At 61.4% G+C, this 23,208-nt stretch carries 24 protein-coding genes; 17 read left to right on the forward strand and 7 right to left on the reverse strand.

Features of this window, described 5'->3' with window-relative positions; genetic code table 11:
• The first annotated feature begins 44 nt into the window (after positions 1–44).
• Complete coding sequence (locus tag ACQ4MM_RS20620; protein ID WP_431479109.1) at positions 45–1,244, forward strand: MFS transporter; 1,200 nt, start codon at positions 45–47, stop codon at positions 1,242–1,244.
• A 73-nt stretch (positions 1,245–1,317) separates the two neighbouring features.
• On the forward strand, positions 1,318–1,647 hold the full coding sequence (locus ACQ4MM_RS20625; RefSeq protein WP_431479110.1) for a hypothetical protein: 330 nt from the start codon (positions 1,318–1,320) through the stop codon (positions 1,645–1,647).
• Between the two features lie 141 nt (positions 1,648–1,788).
• On the opposite strand, the gene ACQ4MM_RS20630 is transcribed toward ACQ4MM_RS20625, so the two are convergent.
• Positions 1,789–3,015, reverse strand: coding sequence for a CaiB/BaiF CoA transferase family protein (locus ACQ4MM_RS20630; protein ID WP_431479111.1), 1,227 nt, complete (start codon positions 3,013–3,015; stop codon positions 1,789–1,791).
• 70 nt (positions 3,016–3,085) lie between these two features.
• Here ACQ4MM_RS20630 and ugpQ point away from each other — a divergent pair, with 70 nt between their 5' ends.
• From ugpQ to ACQ4MM_RS20660, 6 genes are all read left to right on the forward strand, one after another.
• On the forward strand, positions 3,086–3,838 hold the full coding sequence (gene ugpQ / locus ACQ4MM_RS20635; RefSeq protein ID WP_431479112.1) for a glycerophosphodiester phosphodiesterase: 753 nt from the start codon (positions 3,086–3,088) through the stop codon (positions 3,836–3,838).
• 88 nt (positions 3,839–3,926) lie between these two features.
• Complete coding sequence (gene alaS, locus ACQ4MM_RS20640) at positions 3,927–6,539, forward strand: alanine--tRNA ligase (RefSeq protein ID WP_431479113.1); 2,613 nt, start codon at positions 3,927–3,929, stop codon at positions 6,537–6,539.
• A 189-nt stretch (positions 6,540–6,728) separates the two neighbouring features.
• On the forward strand, positions 6,729–6,956 hold the full coding sequence (locus ACQ4MM_RS20645) for a sulfurtransferase TusA family protein (protein ID WP_090443023.1): 228 nt from the start codon (positions 6,729–6,731) through the stop codon (positions 6,954–6,956).
• A 147-nt stretch (positions 6,957–7,103) separates the two neighbouring features.
• Positions 7,104–7,853, forward strand: coding sequence for an electron transfer flavoprotein subunit beta/FixA family protein (locus ACQ4MM_RS20650; protein WP_431479114.1), 750 nt, complete (start codon positions 7,104–7,106; stop codon positions 7,851–7,853).
• A 27-nt stretch (positions 7,854–7,880) separates the two neighbouring features.
• Positions 7,881–8,813: an electron transfer flavoprotein subunit alpha/FixB family protein gene (locus ACQ4MM_RS20655; RefSeq protein WP_431479115.1), complete on the forward strand. Its 933-nt coding sequence runs from the start codon at positions 7,881–7,883 to the stop codon at positions 8,811–8,813.
• A 75-nt stretch (positions 8,814–8,888) separates the two neighbouring features.
• Positions 8,889–10,679 carry an acyl-CoA dehydrogenase gene (locus ACQ4MM_RS20660; protein ID WP_431479116.1) on the forward strand — a complete coding sequence of 597 codons (1,791 nt, stop codon included), beginning with the start codon at positions 8,889–8,891 and terminating at the stop codon, positions 10,677–10,679.
• On the opposite strand, the gene ACQ4MM_RS20665 is transcribed toward ACQ4MM_RS20660, so the two are convergent.
• The 4 genes from ACQ4MM_RS20665 to ACQ4MM_RS20680 all read right to left on the reverse strand — a co-directional run bounded on the left by ACQ4MM_RS20665 (position 10,676) and on the right by ACQ4MM_RS20680 (position 14,466).
• The gene (locus tag ACQ4MM_RS20665; protein ID WP_431479117.1) at positions 10,676–11,740 is read right to left on the reverse strand and encodes a bifunctional transcriptional activator/DNA repair enzyme AdaA; all 1,065 of its coding nucleotides are present in this window, start codon (positions 11,738–11,740) and stop codon (positions 10,676–10,678) included. The two genes, ACQ4MM_RS20660 and ACQ4MM_RS20665, sit on opposite strands and share 4 nt — an antisense overlap.
• Complete coding sequence (locus tag ACQ4MM_RS20670) at positions 11,727–12,476, reverse strand: isocitrate lyase/PEP mutase family protein (protein WP_431479118.1); 750 nt, start codon at positions 12,474–12,476, stop codon at positions 11,727–11,729. The genes ACQ4MM_RS20665 and ACQ4MM_RS20670 overlap by 14 nt, the downstream gene beginning before the upstream one ends.
• A gap of 95 nt (positions 12,477–12,571) precedes the next feature.
• Positions 12,572–13,480, reverse strand: a complete 909-nt coding sequence (locus ACQ4MM_RS20675) for a polysaccharide deacetylase family protein (RefSeq protein ID WP_431479119.1) — start codon at positions 13,478–13,480, stop codon at positions 12,572–12,574.
• Positions 13,477–14,466: a proline dehydrogenase family protein gene (locus ACQ4MM_RS20680; RefSeq protein ID WP_431479120.1), complete on the reverse strand. Its 990-nt coding sequence runs from the start codon at positions 14,464–14,466 to the stop codon at positions 13,477–13,479. The genes ACQ4MM_RS20675 and ACQ4MM_RS20680 overlap by 4 nt, the downstream gene beginning before the upstream one ends.
• Before the next feature lie 60 nt (positions 14,467–14,526).
• Here ACQ4MM_RS20680 and ACQ4MM_RS20685 point away from each other — a divergent pair, with 60 nt between their 5' ends.
• The gene (locus tag ACQ4MM_RS20685; protein ID WP_431479121.1) at positions 14,527–15,147 is read left to right on the forward strand and encodes a LysE family translocator; all 621 of its coding nucleotides are present in this window, start codon (positions 14,527–14,529) and stop codon (positions 15,145–15,147) included.
• On the opposite strand, the gene ACQ4MM_RS20690 is transcribed toward ACQ4MM_RS20685, so the two are convergent.
• Positions 15,144–15,557: a glycine zipper 2TM domain-containing protein gene (locus ACQ4MM_RS20690; RefSeq protein WP_431479122.1), complete on the reverse strand. Its 414-nt coding sequence runs from the start codon at positions 15,555–15,557 to the stop codon at positions 15,144–15,146. The two genes, ACQ4MM_RS20685 and ACQ4MM_RS20690, sit on opposite strands and share 4 nt — an antisense overlap.
• Before the next feature lie 139 nt (positions 15,558–15,696).
• Positions 15,697–16,113: an NINE protein gene (locus ACQ4MM_RS20695; RefSeq protein ID WP_431479123.1), complete on the reverse strand. Its 417-nt coding sequence runs from the start codon at positions 16,111–16,113 to the stop codon at positions 15,697–15,699.
• A 186-nt stretch (positions 16,114–16,299) separates the two neighbouring features.
• Here ACQ4MM_RS20695 and rpsP point away from each other — a divergent pair, with 186 nt between their 5' ends.
• From rpsP to ACQ4MM_RS20735, 8 genes are all read left to right on the forward strand, one after another.
• The gene (gene rpsP, locus ACQ4MM_RS20700; protein WP_055936763.1) at positions 16,300–16,545 is read left to right on the forward strand and encodes a 30S ribosomal protein S16; all 246 of its coding nucleotides are present in this window, start codon (positions 16,300–16,302) and stop codon (positions 16,543–16,545) included.
• An 8-nt stretch (positions 16,546–16,553) separates the two neighbouring features.
• Complete coding sequence (rimM, locus tag ACQ4MM_RS20705; RefSeq protein ID WP_431479124.1) at positions 16,554–17,096, forward strand: ribosome maturation factor RimM; 543 nt, start codon at positions 16,554–16,556, stop codon at positions 17,094–17,096.
• 14 nt (positions 17,097–17,110) lie between these two features.
• Positions 17,111–17,857, forward strand: coding sequence for a tRNA (guanosine(37)-N1)-methyltransferase TrmD (gene trmD, locus ACQ4MM_RS20710; protein ID WP_431479125.1), 747 nt, complete (start codon positions 17,111–17,113; stop codon positions 17,855–17,857).
• Positions 17,858–17,960: 103 nt separating this feature from the next.
• Entirely contained in the window at positions 17,961–18,341 is a 381-nt protein-coding gene (gene rplS / locus ACQ4MM_RS20715) for a 50S ribosomal protein L19 (protein ID WP_431479126.1), read from the forward strand.
• 74 nt (positions 18,342–18,415) lie between these two features.
• The gene (locus ACQ4MM_RS20720) at positions 18,416–19,078 is read left to right on the forward strand and encodes a CoA pyrophosphatase (protein WP_431479127.1); all 663 of its coding nucleotides are present in this window, start codon (positions 18,416–18,418) and stop codon (positions 19,076–19,078) included.
• A gap of 44 nt (positions 19,079–19,122) precedes the next feature.
• The gene (locus ACQ4MM_RS20725) at positions 19,123–20,082 is read left to right on the forward strand and encodes a CobD/CbiB family protein (RefSeq protein WP_431479128.1); all 960 of its coding nucleotides are present in this window, start codon (positions 19,123–19,125) and stop codon (positions 20,080–20,082) included.
• Between the two features lie 82 nt (positions 20,083–20,164).
• Complete coding sequence (locus ACQ4MM_RS20730; RefSeq protein ID WP_431479129.1) at positions 20,165–20,470, forward strand: DUF3579 domain-containing protein; 306 nt, start codon at positions 20,165–20,167, stop codon at positions 20,468–20,470.
• Positions 20,471–20,508: 38 nt separating this feature from the next.
• Positions 20,509–23,202, forward strand: coding sequence for a M16 family metallopeptidase (locus ACQ4MM_RS20735; protein ID WP_431479130.1), 2,694 nt, complete (start codon positions 20,509–20,511; stop codon positions 23,200–23,202).
• Positions 23,203–23,208: the final 6 nt, after the last annotated feature.

The raw sequence follows: 23,208 nt of genomic DNA on the forward strand, positions 1-23,208 counted from the left end.
ATATATTGGACAGTAATACAGGGCAATCCTAAGATCAATTCACCATGAAAGCCCTCAGCCACCCCACCAATCGCGCCATGTTCTTTGGCGGCTTCTCCTGCTTCGCATTGCTGTACTGCGTACAACCCCTGATGCCGCTGCTATCCCACGAATTTGCGCTGACGCCGGCGCAGAGCAGCCTGTCGCTCTCGTTGGCGACGGCCGCCTTGGCGATCTCGCTGGTGGTGTCGAGCGCGATCTCCGACCGTTTCGGCCGCAAGCCCTTGATGGTCGGCGCGCTGGCCATCTCCGCCGTGATGACGCTGCTGTGCGCCTCGGCGGGCGGATACAGCCAATTGCTTGCTGCACGCGTTTTGCTTGGCGTTGCACTGGGCGGCATGCCCGCCGTCGCCATGGCCTACCTCGCCGAGGAAATCGAGCCCGAATCACTGGGCCTGTCGATGGGGTTGTATATCAGCGGCAGCGCATTTGGCGGCATGGTCGGACGCATGGTGACTTCCGTGCTGAGCGACTTTTTCTCCTGGCGCGTGGCATTGGTGGCGATGGGTGTGGCGGGAATCCTGGCCGCTGCCGAGTTCTGGCGCAGCCTGCCCGATTCGCGCCGTTTCCGCCCCTCGTACGGAGGTTGGCGTGCGTTGCCGGAAAATGCGCGCCGCCACTTGAGCGACGACGGCCTGCCATGGCTGTTCACGCTGGCTTTCCTGTTGATGGGCTGCATGGTCAGTGCCTACAACTACATCAGCTACCGCCTGCTGGCCGCCCCATTCGAACTGCGCCAGAGCGTGGTGGGCGGGATTTCGCTGCTATACCTGCTGGGGATTTTCAGCTCAGTCTGGGCGGGCAAGCTGGCTGATCGTTATGGCCGCAAAGGCGTGCTGTATCTGGTGCTGAGCCTGATGCTGGCAGGTATTGTGCTTACCCTATCGAGCTGGCTGCCACTGGTGGTGGGCGGACTGGCCCTGTTCACCTTCGCCTTCTTCGCATCGCATTCGATGACCAGCAGCTGGGTTGGCCGGCGCGCGCGCGGGGCGGCATTGGCGTCGGCGCTGTACCTGTTCTTCTATTACCTCGGTTCCAGCGTGGTTGGTTGGGCTGCGGGGATACTGTGGGGCAGGGCGGGTTGGGCCGGCGTGGTCGGGCTTCTGGGATGCTGCCTGGTTGGGGCTGTCGCGATTGCAATCCACCTGCGCCGGTTGACGCCAATTGCGCCAATGTTGAGCCAGATCAAAGCTGAGGCAGGGTGATTGAACCGCCGAGTGCGAATGATCTCCAAGTCCGACCGGCACGCTGGGTGCCGTTTTGAGCGAGGAGATCACCATGATGCACGATCGCGAAATCCGTATCAGGCTCAGCAACATCCAAATGGCTGTCAGCCAGGCCGCGCAAGCCCTCTCGGCCGAGCGCCACCTGACTGGCGAGCTGCGCGACACGATCCAGAAGCTGGACCGCCGCTCCGACGACATCAGCGAAATGCTGGTGAGTGAAGACTACGCCAACGTACCCAAGTTGGTAGACGACATGGAGATGCTTGGCGCCCGAGCCCGCCGCGTGTGCGCCAGCGAGCGCATCGAAGTGACGCCCGAGATGAAAGCCGCAGTCAACTTCATGCACCGCGAACTGTTCGACTTCAAACAGCATCTCCATTAAAAGCCGCACCAGCCGAGCCCGTGTCACACCGTGGGGTCACACCCCGAGTGTGGCACGGGCTCATCCTTCACATGGCCGGGCTCGTGTCACACTTAGGGTGTGACCCCAAGGTGTGACACGGACTCGGCCGTATCACTTGCTTTACAGGATGCCTTTGCTGCGCAGGTCGGCGATGTCGGCGTCGCTGCGGCCGAGGACTTCGCGCAGCACTTCGTCGGTGTGCTGGCCAAGCAGGGGCGGCGCCATGTCGGTTTCGGCCGGGCTGGCGCTCAGGCGCATCGGGTTGCGCACCAGTTTCACTTTGCCGGCGGTCGGATGGTCGGTTTCGATCATCATGCCGCGTGCCTGCACCTGCGGGTTCTTGAACACGTCATGCAGGTCGTTGATCGGGCCGCATGGCACGCCAACCGCTTCCAGTTGCTCGATCCACCAGTCGCGCGGCTGGGCCTTCACCATTTCAGCCAGGATCGGCACCAGCTCGTCGCGGTTCTTCACGCGCAGCGGATTGGTGGCGTAGTTTTGGTGGACAGCCAGGTCGGCGCGGCCGCCCACTTCGACAAACTTCTGGTACTGGCCATCGTTGCCTGTGGCGACGATGATGTAGCCGTCGGCGCAGGCGAAGGTCTGGTAAGGCACGATGTTGGCGTGCGCATTGCCCCAGCGCTTGGGAGCCTTGCCGCTATTCAGGTAGTTGGAGCCCATATTCGCGAGCATGGCCACCTGCACGTCCAGCAGCGCCATGTCGATATACTGGCCTTCACCGGTGCGGTCGCGGTGGGTCAACGCGGCGAGAATCGCGATGGTGGAATACATGCCGGTCATCAGGTCGGTCAGCGCTACGCCGGCCTTTTGCGGGCCGCCGCCCGGCAGGTCGTCGCGCTCGCCGGTCACGGACATCAGGCCGCCCATGCCCTGGATCAGGAAGTCGTAGCCGGCGCGGTGCGCGTAGGGGCCATCCTGGCCGAAGCCGGTCACGGAGCAGTACACCAGGTCTGGCTTGACGGTCTTCAGCGATGCGTAGTCCAGGCCATATTTTTTCAGTTGGCCGACCTTGTAATTTTCCAGCACCACGTCGGCATGTTTGGCCAGTTCGCGGATCAGGGCTTGTCCTTCCGGCTTGGAGATGTCACAGGTCACCGAACGTTTGCCGCGGTTGGCGGACAGGTAGTACGCCGCTTCGGTGGTGTCGGCGCCGGAGGCGTCCTTGGCGTATGGCGGACCCCAGGCGCGCGTATCGTCGCCAGCGCCTGGGCGCTCGATCTTGATCACGTCCGCGCCAAGGTCGGCGAGGTTCTGCGAGCACCATGGGCCAGCCAGCACGCGGCTTAGATCCAGTACGCGAATGTGTCCAAGGGCCTTCGGAGTCATGTTGTCTGCTTCCTACTGTTTTCAGGGAGCGTTAGCTTAACGCATCCAACCGTGTTAGTGTCTTAATCCTATGTGGCCCTACCCCAAAATCGTTGCGCATCGCGGAGGCGGCACGCTCGCTCCGGAAAATACAATCGCCGGTCTGCGCGCCGGCTTGGCTTATGGTTTCCGCGCTGTGGAATTCGACGTCATGCTGTCGTCCGATGCCATCGGCGTGGTGATGCACGACTCGCATTTCGGCCGCACCGTGTATGGCGACGGCTTCCTGCCTGACTTTACTGCCGCGGAACTGGCAAAGATGGACGCGGGCCGCTGGTTCGGTCCGGAGTTCCGCGGCGAGCCGGTGCCGCTGTTCCTGGAGTGGGTTGATTACTGCAAAGAGCACAAGATCTGGATGAATATCGAGATCAAGCCGGCGGAAGGCTTTGATGAAGCAACCGGCCGCTGGGTGGCGCAGACCGCGCGCGCGCGTTTTGCGGCGGAAGTGGCGGCGGGCGAAGCGGCGCAGCTGCCTTTGCTGTCTTCCTTCAGCATGCCTGCTTTGGCCGCGGCGCGGGATGCTGCGCCTGATCTGCCACGGGCTTGTCTTTTCGATAAAATTCCGGCGAATTGGCTGGAAACGGCGCATGAACTTGGCGCCGTGGCGATCCATACCAATCACAAATACCTCACGCCGGAACAGGCGAGGGCGGTGAAGGCAGCGGGCCTGGGCCTGTTTTGCTATACCGTTAATACCCCCGAGCGTGCGCGGGAAATCCTCTCCCTGGGCGTGGACGCCTTTTGCACCGACCGCGTCGACCTGATCGGGCCGGACTTCGCCTAGCGGACCTAGAGGCCCACGCCCACCGCAACGGCGGGCTGTTCACGTATAATCAACCCTTTGCACCAGCCTGCAACCTACCTTTTACGACATGAAATCTGCTGAAATTCGCGAAAAGTTCCTGAAATTCTTCGAATCCAAGGGTCACACGATTGTCCGTTCCAGCCCGCTGGTGCCAGGCAACGACCCAACCCTGCTGTTGACCAACTCCGGCATGGTGCAGTTCAAGGACGTGTTCCTGGGCCAGGACGTGCGCCCGTATTCCCGTGCCACCACCGTGCAGCGCTGCGTGCGCGCCGGCGGCAAGCACAATGACCTGGAAAACGTCGGCTATACCGCGCGTCACCACACCTTCTTTGAAATGCTGGGCAATTTCAGCTTCGGCGATTACTTCAAGCGCGATGCGATCCAGTACGCCTGGGAGCTGCTGACCAAAGTCTACGGCCTGCCGCCTGAGAAGCTGACCGTCACCGTCTACATCGAGGACGACGAAGCCTACGACATCTGGGCGAACGAAATCGGCGTGCCGAAAGAGCGCATCATCCGCATCGGCGACAACAAGGGTTCGCGCTACGCGTCGGATAACTTCTGGCAGATGGCCGACACCGGCCCTTGCGGTCCTTGCACCGAGATCTTCTACGACCACGGCGCTGATATCTGGGGCGGTCCTCCTGGCTCGGACCAGGAAGACGGCGACCGCTTCATCGAAATCTGGAACCTGGTGTTCATGCAGTTCAACCGCGACGAAGCGGGCGTGATGCACAAGCTGCCGAAGCCTTGCGTGGATACCGGCATGGGCATGGAGCGCCTGGCCGCTGTCCTGCAGCACGTGCACTCCAACTACGAAATCGATTCCTTCCAGGCCCTGATCAAGGCTGCTGCCCGCGAGACCGGCGCGACCGACCTGGAAAACAAATCGCTGCGCGTGATCGCTGACCACATCCGCGCCGCTGCTTTCATGATTGTCGACGGCATCATTCCTGGCCCTGAAGGCCACGGCTATGTCCTGCGCCGCATCGTCCGTCGCGCACTGCGCCACGGCCACAAGCTGGGCCAGACCAAGGCATTCTTCTACAAGCTGGTGGCAGACCTGAATACTGAAATGGGCGGAGCTTACCCAGAGCTGGCAGAAGCAAAGGACCGCGTGGCCCAGGTGCTGAAGGCTGAAGAAGAGCGTTTCGGCGAAACCCTGGAAAACGGCATGAAGATCCTGGAAGCCCAACTGGCCAAGGATCCGAAGAACCTGGACGGCGCTACCGCCTTCACTTTGTACGACACCTACGGCTTCCCGCTGGACCTGACCGCCGACATTTGCCGCGAACGCGAAGTGACGCTGGACGAAGAGGGCTTCAACGCAGCGATGACGTTGCAGAAGCAGAAGGCGCGCGAAGGCGGTAAGTTCAAGAAGATGGCTGCCAACGTCGAATACTCCGGCGAGAAGAACAAATTCGTCGGCTACGACCAGTTGCAGCACAATTCGAAAGTGATCGCACTGTACGCCAACGGCGCACCGGTGCAGGAACTGAAAGCAGGCGAGCAGGGTATCGTCGTTCTGGATACCACCCCGTTCTACGCCGAATCCGGCGGCCAGGTGGGCGACCAGGGCCTGATTCAGTCCGCTGGCGCCAAATTCGAAGTTGAAGATACGCTGAAGATCCAGGCTGACGTATTCGGCCACCACGGCATGCTGGCATCCGGTTCGCTGAAGGTTGGCGACGCTGTCGGCGCGGAAGTGAACCAGCATGCACGCGGCCGCACCATCCGTAACCACTCGGCGACCCACCTGATGCACAAGGCCCTGCGCGAAGTGCTGGGTTCCCACGTGGCGCAGAAAGGCTCGTTGGTTGATCCGGACAAGGCTCGTTTCGACTTCTCCCACACCGCACCGCTGACCGCCGAGGAAATCGCCAAGGTGGAAGCCATCGTCAACGCCGAGATCCTGGCTAACGCTGCGACCCAGTCGCACAACATGTCCTTCGACGACGCTGTGAAGCACGGCGCGATGGCACTGTTCGGCGAGAAGTACGGCGACGAAGTGCGCGTGATGGACATCGGTTCCTCCAAAGAGCTGTGCGGCGGCGTGCACGTGCACCGCACCGGCGATATCGGCCTGTTCAAGATCGTGTCGGAAGGCGGCGTTGCAGCCGGTATCCGCCGTGTAGAGGCAGTGACCGGTGAAGGCGCGCTGGCGCTGGTGCAGGGCATGGCCCGCAAGCTGAACGAAGCCGCGGCCGCGCTGAAGTCCAATCCTGAAGAACTGACCGCCAAGATCGGCGCCGTGCAAGAGCAGGTGAAGTCGCTGGAAAAAGAACTGGCTGCATTGAAGTCGAAGCTGGCTTCCGGCCAGGGCGATGAACTGGTGAACAAGGCGGTCGACGTCAAGGGCCTGAAGGTCCTGGCTGCAACCATGGAAGGCGCCGACGTCACCGCGCTGCGCGAAACCATGGACAAGCTGAAGGACAAGCTGAAGTCCGCCGCCATCGTGCTGGCTTCGGTCAGCGAAGGCAAGGTGAGCCTGATCGCCGGCGTGACCGCCGACTCGATCGGTAAGGTCAAGGCAGGCGAGCTGGTTAACTTCGTTGCCCAACAAGTGGGTGGCAAGGGCGGTGGTCGCCCTGACATGGCGCAGGCCGGCGGCACCAATCCGGACGCACTGCCAGGTGCGCTCGGTGGCGTTGCAGCATGGGTGGAGTCGCGTATCTAAGAGCTGGCAGGGGCCCGCGTCTACTAGGGCGGGCCTTTCCGACATTGCAATGTCGTTGTGATTTTGCAACGCAACATTAACTATTTTGGTGCAGTGCGTCAGACGCGCAAAATTGGAGTAGTATGTTGGAACCAGTTGTACAGAAGCGAGATATTGATGAGCGAAACTCTTACTCTCGAGTCCGAGATCATGGAATTTCATAAGGACCTCGACGCGCGCGGCCTGAATTGCCCGCTGCCTATCCTCAAAGCCAAGAAAGCCTTGGCGGAATTGGAGAGCGGCCAGGTATTGCGCATCGTGGCTACCGATCCAGGGTCAGTGCGTGACTTCCAGGCCTTTGCCAAACAAACTGGCAATGCACTCTTGTCGCACGTCCAGCAGGGCACTGAATTTACGTTTTTGATGCGCCGCAAGTAAAAACTGCGGTATGCTACCGGTTGCTGATTTTCGGCGCCGGATTGTACTTAAAAAACGCACGATCGTGCTTTTATTCGATAAGTGATATCGAATTCCAATATAATCTAGCCCACTAATTTTACTTATCTCTTTTTCAAAGGCACACCTATGAAAGTCCTGGTACCTGTCAAGCGCGTCGTCGACTTCAACGTGAAAGTGCGCGTCAAATCCGACGGCACTGGCGTAGATATCGCCAACGTCAAAATGTCGATGAACCCGTTCGACGAGATCGCACTGGAAGAAGCGACCCGCCTGAAAGAAGCCGGCAAAGTAACCGAAGTGGTTGCCGTATCCGCTGGCGTGACCCAATGCCAGGAAACCCTGCGCACCGGCATGGCGATCGGCGCCGACCGCGGCATCCTGATCGAAACCGGCGTTGAGCTGGAGCCGCTGGCTGTGGCCAAGCTGCTGAAGGCTGTTGCCGACAAAGAGCAACCGCAACTGATCATCCTGGGCAAGCAGGCGATCGACGACGACTCCAACCAGGTTGGCCAGATGCTGGCAGCGCTGCTGGGCTGGCCGCAAGCGACCTTCGCATCGAAGGTTGAACTGGGCGACGGCAAAGTCACCGTGACCCGCGAAGTGGACGGCGGCCTGGAAACCCTGGCACTGCAACTGCCAGCCATCGTGACCACCGACTTGCGCCTGAACGAGCCACGTTACGTGACCCTGCCTAACATCATGAAGGCGAAGAAGAAGCCGCTGGATGTCGTCAAGCCGGAAGACCTGGGCGTTGACGTAACCCCACGCCTGAAAACCCTGAAGGTGGCCGAGCCTGCCAAGCGTTCCGCTGGTATCAAAGTGCCCGACGTAGCGACCCTGGTGTCGAAGCTGCGCACCGAAGCTAAAGTCATCTAATTCACCGAATACTCTAGGAACTCAATCATGGTCGCACTCGTCATCGCAGAACACGACAACGCATCCCTGAAGGGCAGCACCCTCCACACCGTTACCGCCGCCGCCAAATGTGCAGGCGAAGTCCACGTGCTGGTCGCTGGCTCGAACGCCGACGCCGCAGCTGCAGCCGCCGCGAAAATCGCCGGCGTCACCAAAGTGCTGCACGCTGACGCAGCCCACTTCGCCGACGGCCTGGCCGAAAACGTCTCCGAGCAGATCCTGGCGATCGCTGGTGGATACACCCACATCCTGGCTCCGGCAACCGCCTACGGCAAGAACATCCTGCCACGCGTTGCTGCCAAGCTGGACGTGGCGCAGATCTCCGAAATCACCAAGGTTGACGCGCCTGACACTTTCGAGCGCCCAATCTATGCCGGTAACGCGATCGCCTACGTGCAATCGTCGGACAAAGTCAAAGTCATCACCGTACGTAGCACCGGCTTCGACGCTGCTGCTGCCGAAGGCGGTTCCGCTGCCGTTGAAACCGTGGCTGCCGCTGCTGATTTCGGCAAGTCCGCTTTCGTTGGCCGTGAAGTGGCCAAGTCGGACCGTCCAGAACTGACCGCCGCCAAGATCATCGTTTCCGGTGGCCGCGGCATGGGCTCCGCTGACGCCTTCAAGATCCTGGAACCGTTGGCCGACAAGCTGAACGCAGCCATGGGCGCGTCGCGCGCTGCAGTGGATGCAGGCTTCGTGCCGAACGACTGGCAGGTTGGCCAGACCGGCAAGATCGTTGCTCCTTCCCTGTACATCGCTGTTGGTATCTCCGGCGCGATTCAGCACTTGGCCGGCATGAAGGATTCCAAGGTCATCGTGGCTGTGAACAAAGACCCTGAAGCTCCGATCTTCTCCGTTGCCGATTACGGCATCGTAGGCGACCTGTTCGAGGTTGTTCCTCAGCTGGTCAAGGAACTGGGCTAATTAAATAAATGTCCTGAAAAAGGACTGAGTACCGGGGCCACGCAAGTGGCCCTTTTACTACCTTGGAGAGGTGTCATGAGCTATCAAGCCCCAATGAAAGACATGCTGTTCGTGATGAACGAACTGGCGAACCTGGAAGGCGTGTCCGCGCTGCCAGGCTGTGAAGATGCAAACGCGGAAACCGCGGAAGCCGTACTGGAAGAAAACGCGAAGTTCGTGAGCGGCGTGATCGCCCCGTTGAACCACGCAGCAGACAAAGAGCCTAGCTCCTGGGCAGATGGCAAGGTCACCACCTCGAAAGGCTTCAAGGAAGCCTTCAAACTGTTCGCGGAAGCCGGCTGGCAAGGCCTGCAGCATCCGACCGAGTTTGGCGGCCAAGGCCTGCCGAAGCTGATCGGCACCCCATGCGTGGAAATGCTGCACGGCTCGAACCTGTCGTTCGCGCTGGTGGCGCTGCTGTCCGACGGCGCGATCGAAGCGCTGCTGACCGCAGGCTCCGACGAGCAGAAGGCGACCTACCTGGAGCCGCTGGTGACCGGCAAGTGGACCGGCACCATGAACCTGACCGAGCCGCAAGCCGGTTCCGATCTGGCAGCCGTGCGCACCCGCGCCGTGCCGCAGGGCGATGGCAGCTACAAAGTATTCGGCACCAAGATCTTCATCACTTACGGTGAGCACGACATGGCCGAGAACATCGTCCACCTGGTGCTGGCGCGTACGCCTGACGCACCGGCTGGCGTGAAGGGTATCTCGCTGTTCATCGTGCCGAAGTTCATGGTCAATGCCGACGGTTCGCTGGGCGAGCGCAACGACGCGCACTGCGTGTCGATCGAACACAAGCTGGGCATCAAGGCTTCCCCGACCGCCGTGCTGCAGTTCGGCGACAATGGCGGCGCCATCGGCTACCTGGTGGGCGAAGAGAACCGCGGCCTGGAATACATGTTCATCATGATGAACGCGGCCCGCTTCGGCGTCGGCATGCAGGGCGTGGGCCTGGCGGAAAACGCGTACCAGCAGGCTGTGGCCTTTGCCAAGGACCGCGTGCAGTCGCGCGACCTGAACGGCTCCCCAGCCGGCGTGGCGATCATCAACCACCCGGACGTGCGCCGCATGCTGATGTCGATGCGCGCCCAGACCGAAGCGGCGCGCGCACTGGCTTACGTGGCTGCCGGTATCCACGACGTGGCACACCACCACGCCGACGCGGAAGTTCGCACAGCCAACCAGGCCGTGTATGAGTTCCTGGTGCCGATCGTGAAGGGCTGGTCGACCGAGATGTCCGAGAACGTGGCCCGCGACGGCGTGCAAGTGCACGGCGGCATGGGCTTCATCGAGGAAACCGGCGCGGCGCAGCACTACCGCGATGCCAAGATCCTGACCATCTACGAAGGTACCACCGCGATCCAGGCCAATGACCTGATCGGCCGCAAGACCGTGCGTGACGGCGGTGCCCTGGCCAAGTCGATCGTTGCCCAAGTGCGCGCGACTGCCGAGCAACTGGCTGGCGTGAACAGCCCTGATTTTGCCGCGATGCGCAAGCACCTGCAGCAAGGCGCCGATGACCTGGAGGCAGTGGTGGACTATGTAGTCAACCATGCCAAGTCGGACATCAAGGGCGTGTTCTCTGGTTCCGTGCTGTACCTGAAGCTGGCCGGTATCGTGTTTGGCGGCTGGCAGATGGGCCGTGCTGCGCTGATCGCGCAGTCCAAGCTGTCGGCAGGCGAGGGCGATGCATCGTTCTACCACGCCAAGATCGTGACCGCGCGCTTCTTCGCGGACCACATCCTGTCCGGTTCCACCGGCATGCGTGCCGCCATCGTCGACGGCAGCGCAGGTGTCCTGGGCCTGGACGTCGAGCAGTTCTAAGCTGTAGCAGGGCGGCCGCCGTGCCGCCCTTCGTGCGCCAGGAGCCATTCCTTGCGCGCCAATCCCCCGCCGTAGCCAGTCAGCGATCCATCCTTGCCGATAATCCGGTGGCAGGGAATGATGATCGCAATCCGGTTCGCCCCATTCGCTCCAGCCACGGCCCGCACTGAGTTGGGTGCTCCCAGGCGCGCCGCCAGGTCAGCGTAATGCGTCACTTCGCCGAACTTCATTGCACGCAGGGCAGTCCAGACGCTGCGCTGGAAATCGCTGCCCGGTGCGTCGAGCGTCACGCTGAACTGCTGGCGTTTGCCTTCGAAGTATTCTGCGATCTGGACTTCTGCTTCACGCGTATGCGCGTTTTCTCCGGCCAGGATGCGGGCTTTGAACAGGCGCTGCAAATCACGGAACTCGGTTTCCAGCATGCGCCGATCGGTGAACTCCAGCAGGCAGATACCGTTTTCGCTAGCGCAAACGAACATCGGCCCGAGCGGCGACGCAAATCGGTGCAGCACCAGTTGCCTGGCGCCCTGGCTCGGTACGTTGCCGGTCATTTTCTTGTAGGTGTAAGCGAAGCCGCTGAGCGATTCGTAGCCGCTGTCGAGCGCCACATCGGTCGTGCTGCGCCCCTCGTTCAATTCCGTCGTGGCGAGATTGATGCGCAACATCCGCTGGTAAGACTGAAAGCTGAAGCCGTGGTGTTTCTGGAACCAGCGCCGCACCAGTTCCGGGCTGATGCCCAGTTCGCGCAGTTCGGCATCCTGGATGCGCCGTTTGGGCTGCTCGCGTACCAGGGCAACCGCACGGGCCACTTGCGGTGGCACGTCCGGCGCGTTTTCGGTCGGACGGCACACCTTGCAGGGACGGAAGCCCAGCGCCAGCGGTTCCTTGATGTCGGAGAAGAAGTCGACATTCTCCGCTTTCGGCTTGCGCGCACGGCAGGTTGGCAGGCAGAAGATGCCGGTGGTCTTGACCGCCGCATAAAAGGCGCCGACATGCTCGGGTGAGCGAGCTACCAGGGCCTGGTAGCAACGCTGGATGTCGGCTGGATCAGTGACTTTCATCGGCGAACAAAGAGGCGAATGATTGCTGGTGGCGGATCGTTGTGAGCATGGCCTGGACTTGCCGCGCCGTAGCCCCGTGCACGAAGTTCCCCATGCTGATGCGGCGTACGCCCAGTTGCGCCAGCGTGGCGAAATCAGGCAGGCCGGGCATGCACATCACGTTGACGGCGCAGGCCATTGTACCCGCCACCTGGCGGATATCGGCAGCTGCCGTGATACCGGGCACGAACAGGCCGTCGGCGCCGGCCTCCACATAGGCCAGCCCCCGCGCAATGGTTTCGTCCAGCGCTGCGGAGCAGCCAAGCAGGAAAGTGTCGGTTCGGGCATTGAGGAACAGGCCCGGAAATGCTGGACGCAGGGCGTGCAGGAGCCTTGCCAGGTGCGCCGGCGCCAAAAGCTCGCGGCGCCCCTCAATTACGCGGCTGTCTTCAATATTGATGCCAGCTACGCCCAGTTCCGCCAGCCGCGCGATATTGGCAATGACTGCATCATTGTCGCCGTAGCCGGCCTCGATATCGACGCTCAGCGGCAGCGCGCTGCTGGCGCGGATGCGGCGTACGATGAACAGCAATTCGTTGAAGGGCATTTGCTCGCCGTCCTGGTAACCAAGCATGGCGGCGATGGCTGCGCTGGAGGTGCCGATCGCGCTGTAGCCCGCTGCTTCGGCAGCCTGTGCGCTTGGCGCGTCCCAGACATTGGCCAGCAGCAGCGGGGTAGGGGAAAAGAAAGGGGACATAAGGTGAATTCCGGTTGCAGTGATGGCAGGAGCTTAGCGAGGCTCCTGCCGTTGCGGCAACCGAAAAACGGACGACTATTTTTTTGCCGGGGGCGCTACAGCCCCTTTTTTGCCAGCTCGGCGATTTCGTAGTCGCCGTCATCCACCAGGCGCTCGCCGCCCGGCATCAAGCCCAGTCCCAGGGTGCGCCCCAGCGATAGCAGCAAGCTTTGCCCCGCAGCCTTGCGCACCGGCTCCAGCTTGTAGACCGGATCGGCAAACGCCTGTGCCGGTGAAATGATCTTCCAGCCCATTTGCTCAAACTGCGTCAGCGCATCATCCAGCCACAGCGCGTTGATCAGGTTATGGTGCAGCAGCATGACTTGCGAGATATCGCGTCCTTGCAGTTGCTGCGAAAGTTCGCGGTAAGCCAGGGCGCGTTGCTTGATGTGAGCCAGGTAGGCGGTGCGGATCGCGCTGACGTCGGCATTCGGGTCCTTCTTCAGTACTTGTTCCAGCTTTTCGTTCAGGCGCCAATCGCTGGTGTCCAGGCTCACGTGCGCGTTGCGGTAGTCATGCTCGCGCAGGAATTTGCGCATGCCGTCGATCTTTTCGGGCGTATTCCCTTCGCGCAGGTAGGTAAAGCGCAGCCACTTCTGGTAGCCGGGCTGGGTGCTGATCAAGCGGTCGCATTCCATCACCTGGCGTTGGTAATCGGCCAGCGGGACCTTTTCCAGGTCCGGATGCGTCACCGTATGGTTGCCGATAGCGTGTCCGGCCTTGCTCCAGGCCCGCAGCAGCGGCAAGCCTTGCTGCGTGTTGGCGCCAAAGCCGGAGGTGACGAACAGTGCTGCCTGCACGCGGTGCTTGGCCAGCGCATCCAGCAGGGCCTGGTTGCGCTCCTTTGCGGACATGCGCGGCGTGTTGTCCGTGTTCGGACCGTCATCGATCGTGATTGCCACCGATTGTGCTTGCGCGGCACTGGCGGCGACTAGCGCGGCTGCGGCGAGAAGTCGGCGCATCATGCGGCACCCAGGGCGTCGACGACCGCCTGGTAGACGCGGACTGGTTCTTCGGAGATGCGGTTTAATACGTACAAGAAGTACTCCTTTCCAAAAACTGCGTATTCGCGCGTGGCAAAGCCGCCATCGCGCAAGTCTGAGATGTTTTGTTCGCCCAGGCCGATCAGGGACTCGAACTCGTAAGGGCCGGCAGCAATGCCTTCGGCGCGAATCATGGCCGCCAGCTCGTCCTGGATCGAGCGGTCATGCGTGGCGATCGAGCATTTGTGGCCGCTGCGCAGCAGCAGTGCTGCATAGCGGCGATAGGCCGATGCCAGTTCGGGACTGCTGCGAGGATAGGCGATTTCCACCGGTTCGAACATGGCGCCCTTGACCAGGCGGATGCGGCCCGGATGGCGCAGCAGTGCCGGGAGGTCGCTTGCAGTGCGGTGCAGCTTGGCCGGCACGGTGATGCCGACATTCGATAGCCCGTCCTGCTCGTGCAGGCGGCTGTAGATCTCGTAGATGCCGGAAGTGCGATCGGATGCCTCCATCGAGATCATCACTTCCTGGCCGATCTCGTTGGCCGCGCGCGCGATACGGCGCGCGTTGCGGTAGCCCAGTTCCGGGTCCACCAGCGAGCCGATATGCGACAGGTCGAAAGAGATCGAGCAATCGAGACGCTGCTCGCCGATGGCCTGCACCAGTTGCATGAAAACGCTGGTTTCCGCGTTGGCGAAAGCCTCATCGCGCACGCTCTCGCCCATGTATTCGGCGGAAGCGCGGTGCCCATTCTGGTTGATCATGGCGGCACGCACGACCGCATCCGCCACCGTGCTGCCGGCGACATAGCGCTGCGAAACGCGTTCCATGTAAGGGCGCAGCATCGGGTCGTTGAGGAAGCGGGCCTTGGCGTCTTCGTTGATGGCCAGCTTGCGCAAGGCGCCGGCCGCGCGGTCGACCAGCGGCTGCCACTGGGAGGGGAAGTGTGGCGTGGTATTGTCTGTCACGATGTCTCCTTGCACATTTGGACGTTGTATATTAACTAAAATTTCCATATGGAGCCGGCCATGGATGCTTCAACCCTCATGCTGTTCGTGCCTGCCTGTTTTGCGTTGAATATGGCGCCGGGGCCGAACAACCTACTATCGGTCAGCAATGCCACGCGCTATGGCTTTCGCCGCTCATGCCTGGCGGGCGCCGGGCGCCTGGTGGCTTTCGCGGGGATGATCGCCCTGGCATCGGCCGGGCTGGCGGCGGTGCTGCACACGTCGGAGCTGCTGTTCTACGGGATCAAGACTGTTGGCGCGATCTACCTGTTCTACCTGGCTTGTCAGCTGTGGCGCGCGGCACCGGGCGGGCAGGTGGAAAGCGCTATGCCAGCGGTAGGCTGGTGGCAGCTGGCGCGGCAGGAATTCTTTGTTGCCTCCGGCAATCCGAAAGCGATCCTGATTTTCACGGCCTTCCTGCCGCAATTCGTCGATCCTGCCGGGCCGGTGGGCGCGCAGTTCTTCGTGCTCGGGGTATTGTTCCTGCTGCTGGAGGTGGTGGCGCTGGCGGCTTATGCCTGGATGGGGGCGCGCATGCAGAAGTGGTTCGCGCAACCGCGCGGGAGGCGGCTATTCAACCGGAGTTGCGCCGGCCTGCTGGCCGGCGCGGGGATGGGCTTACTGCTGTCGCGCAGGACTTAGTAGCGGTTCAGGCCACCATTTTCACGGCGGACGTGGTCGCCGTTACGCAGGTTTGGATCGTTTTTCAGTACCACGGTGCCGACCTTGCCGGTTTCGTACTTGACGGTCACGTGCCATTCCTTGACCTTGTTCATTTTGCCTTCGATCTTCTTGCCGGCGTAAGCGCCGCCAGCGACGCCGGCCACGGTGGCCAGGGTTTTGCCGGTGCCGCCGCCTACCTGGTTGCCCAGCAGGCCGCCAGCGATACCGCCGGCTACCATGCCGGCCGCGCCGCCGTCGCCATCTTTTTCGACGAGTTTAACTGCGGTCACGGTGCCGCAATCTGCGCAGACGCCGCGCTTCGGTTGCGCCTGAGCGCCGGTCACCGTTACGGCCAGGATTGCTGGCAACAGGAATTTAATTAGTTTCATATGGGTTCTCCAAAAGCGGTTGTGGTGCTAGTGAGTATAGGTCAATAGTTGCCGAATGGAATGCTAAATTGTGACAAGACGTTATTCGTACATGAGCCCGTGTCCCACTTGGGGTGTGACCCCATGGTGTGACACGAGCTTAGCCGTAGATGCCGCCGGTGTAGAGCAGGTCGAACAGGCGGGCGATGGTGGCGATCAGGGCGAAGGCGCCGAACATCAGGGTGGCAACCAGCACGATGGCGAGCGGCCAGCGCGAGTCGGTTTGCTTGCTGGAGCCGGGGTTGAATGCGGCGTCCCACTTCTCGTCGGGCATCAGGCCCAGCACCAGGGCTTCGAGCGCGCCAACCAGGATCGACAGGATCAGCGGCAGCAGCAGAAAGTAGGGATCGGCTTTCGGCCAGAGCGCAAATACGGCGGCGCAGCCGGGCAGGCTGGCCATATGCAGCCAGCCCCATTGATCGGCCAGGCCGCGCAGGTAGAAGCGGTGCAGGCCGATGCCGCCGGTGACCGTGGCAAGCAAAGTGGCGAAAGTTTTGTTCTTGTGTAAAACAGACATGATTGCTGCCGATAGGTCCGAAAAACCGGCAGTATCGCACAACAAAGCGGTTGCCGCCGCGGCCAGTTCGGGGGATAATCCCGGATTGTCCAATTCCCCACCAATTTGATTAATCTTGCCGGTTGGAGTTAAAGCGCGCTATAATTCGCGGCTTTTTCCGACTCAGCACACTTTTTTGGAATTATTATGGTCGTTATTCGTTTAGCTCGTGGTGGCGCCAAGAAGCGTCCTTTCTACAACATCGTTGCAACCGATTCCCGCAATCGTCGTGACGGCCGTTTCGTAGAACGTATCGGCTTCTTCAACCCAATGGCTACCGGCCAAGCAGAAACCTTCCGCGTTGCTGCTGACCGTCTGGCTTACTGGCAAGGCGTTGGCGCGCAGCTGTCCCCAGCTGTTGCCAAGCTGGTTGCTACCCAGAAAGCAGCTTAATTCAAGCTTTGAGCAGCAAGCCCGCATCTGGGGTGCAAGCCCCGGCTGACCTGGTTCAGGTTGGCTTTGTTTTCGGTGCCTATGGCATCACTGGTGGGGTCCGTGTCCGGCCCTTTTCCTCCGAAGCAGATGCGCTGCTGCACGCCACTACCTGGTGGCTCGACAAGCCAAGCCTGCGTGACGTAGAAGTCAAGCGGGCTAAGCTGCATGGTGGCGACGTTGTCACCACTATCGTCGGGATGACGGACCGGAACGAAGCAGAAGCACTGAAAGGTGCTGCCGTTTTCGTGGCGCGCGCCGATTTCCCGCAGCTGGAAGAGGATGAATACTACTGGGGCGACTTGCTCGGCCTGGCAGTTGAGAATCAACAGGGCGAAAGCCTTGGAACAGTCGCGGACATGATGAGCAATGGACCACAATCCATCCTGCGCGTCGAGTACCAGGCTGATGGAAAGGCGCAAGAGCGCCTGATCCCATTTGTAAGCCAGTTTGTTATCAAGGTGGACAAGGACGCGAAGCTGATCATCGTGGACTGGGGCCTGGATTACTAATCCGGAACCGCACCATGCAATTCGACGTCATTAGCCTGTTCCCCGAGATGTTCGCTGCCTTGACGCAGTCCGGCGTGACGCGCCGTGCGTTCGAGCAGAAGCGCTGGGGCCTGTCGCTGTGGAATCCGCGCGATTTCACCAGCGACAATCACCGCACCGTGGATGACCGGCCTTACGGCGGCGGTCCGGGGATGGTGATGCTGGCCAAGCCGCTGGAGCAGACCATCGCGGCCGCTAAACAGCGCCAGATGGTGTCCGGCCTGCCGGCACCGCGTGTGGTGTACATGTCGCCGCAAGGCAAGCAGCTGACGCATGAGCGCGTGATGCAGTTGAAGCAGGAACCCGGCCTCGTGATCCTGTGCGGCCGCTACGAAGCGGTGGACCAGCGTTTGCTGGACCGCTGCATCGATGAAGAGATCAGCCTTGGCGATTTCGTGCTGTCCGGCGGCGAGCTGCCTGCCATGGCCCTGATGGATGCCGTGGTGCGCCAGCTGCCAGGCGTGCTGAATACCGATGCTTCCGCAGTCGAAGACTCGTTCGTCAACGGCTTGCTGGATTCGCCGCACTATACGCGGCCAGAGATTTACGAAGGCGAGGCCGTGCCCCCGGTGCTGTTGGGCGGCAACCATGCCGAGATCGAGAAGTGGCGCCGTGAGCGCATGCTGGAAGCGACGGCGCGCAAGCGTCCCGACCTGCTGGCAAAGGCGCGCGAAGCCGGCCTGCTCTCGAAGAAGGACGAGAAGTTTTTGGCGGGTTTGTAAACCCGTTGCAGTACCGTGGCAGGCATGTCGCCTGCCGTGTTTCAACCCCATCCTCTACCGGGCATCTTTTTGGCGCCGGCAAGATGGTAATAGGAGTTTTAAAATGAACCTGATCCAGCAACTGGAACAAGAAGAAATCGCTCGCCTGGGCAAAAACATCCCTGACTTCGCTCCTGGCGATACCGTGGTTGTCAACGTAAACGTAGTCGAAGGCACCCGCAAGCGCGCCCAGGCTTACGAAGGCGTTGTTATCGCCCGTCGTAACCGCGGCCTGAACTCGAACTTCATCGTTCGTAAGATCTCGTCCGGCGAAGGCGTTGAGCGTACCTTCCAGCTGTACTCCCCACTGATCGCTTCGATCGAAGTGAAGCGTCGTGGTGACGTTCGCCGCGCCAAGCTGTACTACCTGCGCGAGCGTTCGGGCAAATCCGCACGTATCAAGGAAAAACTGCCAAACCGCAAAGTTGCGGCAACCGCAGCGTAATCCATACCCCGGTATCGGATTCGAAAAGGACGCCTTCGGGCGTCCTTTTTTTTCAGCTTGGTACAATGCCGCCTATGGCCAAAACACCTTTCGACCCGACCCGCTTGCCGATTGAAGCGATTGCCGGTGAAGCCGCCGTGCTGCTGGAGCATCTTGCGCCGGACTGGCTGCGCCAGCGCTTTGCCGCGCCGCCTGAGTGGACGCCCGAACCGTCCGAGCCAGCGCTTGGCGTGCATCGCGGCGAGCCGACCCCGGCTTCCGTGCTGGTGCCGTTGGTGCTGCGCGAAGATGGCGTCCACCTGCTGCTGACGATGCGCACCGCGCATTTGAACGACCATGCAGGGCAGGTTGCGTTTCCGGGCGGCCGCGCCGAGCCGACCGATGCTGATGCGGTCGACACCGCCCTGCGCGAAACGGAGGAGGAGATCGGCCTGGATCGCCGCCATATCGACGTGATCGGCAGCCTGCCTTTGTATTACACCGGCACCGGCTATGCCGTGACGCCGGTGGTCGGGCTGGTGACGCCGCCATTCGACATGAAGGCCGACCCGTTCGAGGTGGCGGAAATCTTCGAGGTGCCGTTCCAGTTCCTGATGGACGGCGCCAACCACCAGCGCCTGGCGGCCGAACTGCCGAGCGGGCGCCGCACTTTTTACGCAATGCCATACCAGAACTATTTTATCTGGGGCGCAACGGCTGGCATGCTGCGCAACCTGTTTCATTTCTTGCGCGCATAAGCTATCGTAGCGGGCATTGTGGTACTGCAAATCAAAGGATTTAGATGACTTTTCTCTCCATACTCGTGGCCTTGCTGTTTGAGCAACTGAAGCCCCTGCGAGCGGACAACCCGATCTGGGCGGAAATCAAGAGCCTGGCCGTGCGCATGGAGCAGTGGTTCAATGCCGGGCATGCGAGCCACGGCCGGATGGGCTGGTTCCTGCTGATGGGGGCGCTGACGCTGCCGGCCGGCCTGGTCTACTGGCTGCTGTTGCGCTACAACCTGGTGCTGGCAGCCTTCGCCTGGAACGTGCTGATCGTCTACCTGACGCTGGGCTTCCGTCACTACAGCCATTACTTCACTTCGATCCAGCTGGCCCTGAGCGCGGGCGACGAAAGCCAGGCCCGTGCACTGCTGGCCGAGTGGTGCAAGATCGATACCGTGGGCCTGGAGGTGAGCGAGATTTCCCGCATTGCGGTGGAGAAGGCGCTGGTCACCACCCACCGCAATGTATTCGGCGTGTTCTTCTGGTTCCTGATGCCGCTTGGTCCTTGCGGCGCCATCCTGTACCGCGTGTCCGAATACCTGGCCCGTGCCTGGAATGAGCCTGAGCACATGCGCCAGGAAGCGTTCGGCATCTTTGCTGCCAAGGCTTTCTACTGGATCGACTGGATTCCAGCCCGCCTGACCGCCGTGGCCTTCGCCGTGGTCGGCAATTTCGAAGATGCGATCTACGCCTGGCGCAATTTCGCCCACCGCTGGAAGGATGAGGCAATCGGCATCATCCTGTCGGCCGGTGGCGGCGCCATGGGCGTGCGCCTGGGAACGCCGTACGAAAACGCGGCCAAGATCATTCCATCCGATGCGGCAACTGTCGACATCAGCGACATGGAAGTGGACCAACTGCCGGGCGACGAGCCTGGCGTACGCGCCCTGCAAAGCACGGTCGGCCTGGTCTGGCGCGCGCTGTTGCTGTGGATGATGCTGCTGCTGTTGCTGTCCGGAGCGGTGTGGCTCGGCTAAAATGACCTGAACCCGGGACCCCGTTCAAGTCTTCTATAAGATATAATACTGGGGTTCCTCACAGCAACTGGGTTTCAGGTATATGGCCAGCGAGTTCTTCATTCTTGGGCTTACGACCGACGGCAAACAATTCCGACCAAGCGACTGGGCGGAACGACTGGCCGGTGTACTGTCGTGCTTCCGCCCGGAAGGCTCCGGCGGCCGCCATGCCCACCTGCAGTTCTCGCCCTATGTCACCCCGACCGTCGTGAATGGCATCAAGGCCGTCGTCGTCAACGAAGGCCTGCGCGAAATCCAGCCGATGGCTTATAACTTCGTTAAAGAGTTCGCCAAGGACAATAAGTTGCAGGTGGTCGAGGCTTGCCTGCTACCTGACGAAAAGACCTAAGTGGTAGGATAGGGTTTTGCCAATATGAGCAGAACCCTATGCAAATCCGATATGTCGCAGCGCTGCTGCTGACCGCTTCTTCCGCTCTTGCCCAGACCTTGCCCGCCGGCGTCGCCAAGGGCCCGTCGGTCGAAGGCATCACCGAATACCGCCTGCCCAACGGGCTCAAAGTCCTGCTGTTCCCCGATGCGTCGAAACCGACGGTGACCGTCAACGTCACCTACCTGGTCGGCTCGCGCCATGAGAACTATGGCGAGACCGGCATGGCGCACTTGCTGGAGCACCTGATGTTCAAGGGCGCGCCAAACCATCGCAACATCCCGCAGCAGTTCTCCGAGCGCGGCATGGAATTCAACGGCACCACGTCGCTCGACCGCACCAACTACTACGAAGTGTTCCAGGCCAGTCCGGAAAACCTGAAGTGGGCGCTGGATATGGAAGCCGAGCGCATGACCAGGTCCTTCATCGCGAAGAAAGACCTGGATTCGGAAATGACCGTGGTGCGCAACGAGTACGAGAGCGGCGAGAACAGTCCGTTCGAAGTGCTGTACAAGCGCCTGGAAAGCATCGCCTACGACTGGCACAGCTACGGCCGGTCCACCATCGGCAACCGCAGCGATATCGAGAACGTCAAGATCGAGAACCTGCAGGCGTTCTACCGCACCTACTATCAGCCTGATAATGCGGTACTGCTGGTAGCAGGCAAGTTCGATGCGTCGCAGACGCTGGCCTGGATCAGCAAGACCTTCGGCGCGATTCCCAAACCCAAACGCAAGCTGCCGCAGTTCTGGACTGTGGAACCGACCCAGGACGGCGAGCGCCATTACGCGGTGCATCGCAAGGGCGACGTGCAGATCGTCCTGGTGGGCTACAAGATTCCATCGGGTTTGCATAACGATGCCGATCCGCTGGCATTCATGGGGCAGGTGCTGGGCGATACGCCAAACGGCCGCCTGCACAAGCAATTGGTGGAAAGCGGCAAGGCGGCGCAGGTGTTTGCCATGAGCCAGCCTGGTTTCGCGCCAAGCCTGCAAGTATTCGGCGCGGTGGTGAAGCTGGGGCAGCCGATCGAACCGGTGCGCGACGAACTGATCGCGGCGGTGGAGGGCTTCGCCAAGGCGCCGCCGAGCGCAGAGGAAATGGAGCGTACGCGCCGCGAGTACAGCAACTCGATTGAAAAGGCGCTGAATAATCCGCAGCAGGTGGGAGTGGCACTGAGTGAGCATATCGCACTGGGCGACTGGCGACTGCTGTTCCAGGGCCGCGACGGGCTGGCTGCGATCACCTCCGCACAGGTTGCGGAAGCGGCGGGGCGCTACATGAAGCGCGATAACCGCACCGTCGGCGTTTTTGTTCCGGATGATGCGCCGCAGCGCGCGGAGATCGGCGCGTCGCCGACGGCGGCCGAATTGCTGAAGGATTACAAAGGCAAGGCCAGCGCACTGACTTCCGAGAACTTCGACCCGAGCCAGGACAACATCATGGCGCGCACCGAGCTCAAGGAAATCGGCGGCCTGAAACTGGCGCTGCTGCCGAAAAAGAATCGCGGCGAGACCGTGGCGCTGGATATGCGCCTGCACTGGGGCGATGAAAAGAACCAGTTCGGCAAGCAGATCCTGTCGGCGGCGGCGGACCAGATGCTGGCGCGCGGCACCGGCAAGTATTCGCGCGCCCAATTGGCCGACGCGATGTCGAAGCTGAAGATGACAGGCAGCCTGTATCACTTCGAAACGACGCGTGAGCACCTGTCCGATGCGCTGCGCCTGGTGGCGCACGTGCTGAAGGATGCCTCCTTCCCCGAAGCGGAATTCGAGCAGATGCGCCAACAGTGGATCGTGGCGATTGAAGCGTCGCGCAACGACCCGCAGGCGATGGCAGGCCGTTCGCTGGCCGAATACTTCGATCATTGGCCGAAGGGCGATCCGCGTAGCGTGATGACGCTCGACGAACAGATCGAGGCGGTAAAGACGATGAAGCTGGCCGATGTGAAGGCCTACCACGCCGAATTCTACGGCACTTCGCGCGGCGAGCTTTCCGTAGTGGGGGATTTCGACAAGGCGGAACTGGTCAAGGTGGTGACCGAAGAGCTGGCCGGCTGGCAAAGCAAGGCCGCTTATGCGCCGATCCTGGACAAGCACGTTGAGAAGGCCGCGACCCGCATCGCGCTGGATGCGCCGGACAAGGAGAACGGCATGTTCGCCGCGCGCATCAATATCCCGCTGCGCACGGACGATGCGGACTATCCGGCGCTTGAGGTGGCGAATTACATTTTCGGCAACGGTGGCCTGAAGTCGCGCCTGATGGACCGGATTCGCCAGAAGGAGGGCTTGTCCTACGGCGGCGGCTCCTCGCTCGAAGCGGGCGACCGTGACGATGCGGGCGGCTTCACCGTTGACGCCATTGCAGCGCCGCAGAACATGGTCAAGCTGGAAGCTGCCATTCGCCAGGAATTGCAGCGCGCGGTGAAGAGCGGCTTTACTGCAGCCGAAGTGGCGGGCGCCAAGTCGGGCCTGATGCAGCAGCGCTTGCAGAATCGCTCGAAGGACGACGTGGTGGCCGGCGCCTGGTCGCACTTCCGCTACCTGGACCGCACCTTCGTGTGGAGCAAGGAGTACGACGCGAAGCTGAAGGCCTTGACCGCGGAGCAGGTGAACGCAGCCTTCCGCAAGCATATCGATCCAGCCAAACTGTCGGTGGTGATCGCCAGCGACGCCTCGAAGGCCAAGCGCTAAGTGGAT

The sequence above is a fragment of the Massilia eburnea genome, from assembly GCF_050709955.1.
GTDB lineage: Bacteria > Pseudomonadota > Gammaproteobacteria > Burkholderiales > Burkholderiaceae_D > Rugamonas > Rugamonas eburnea_A.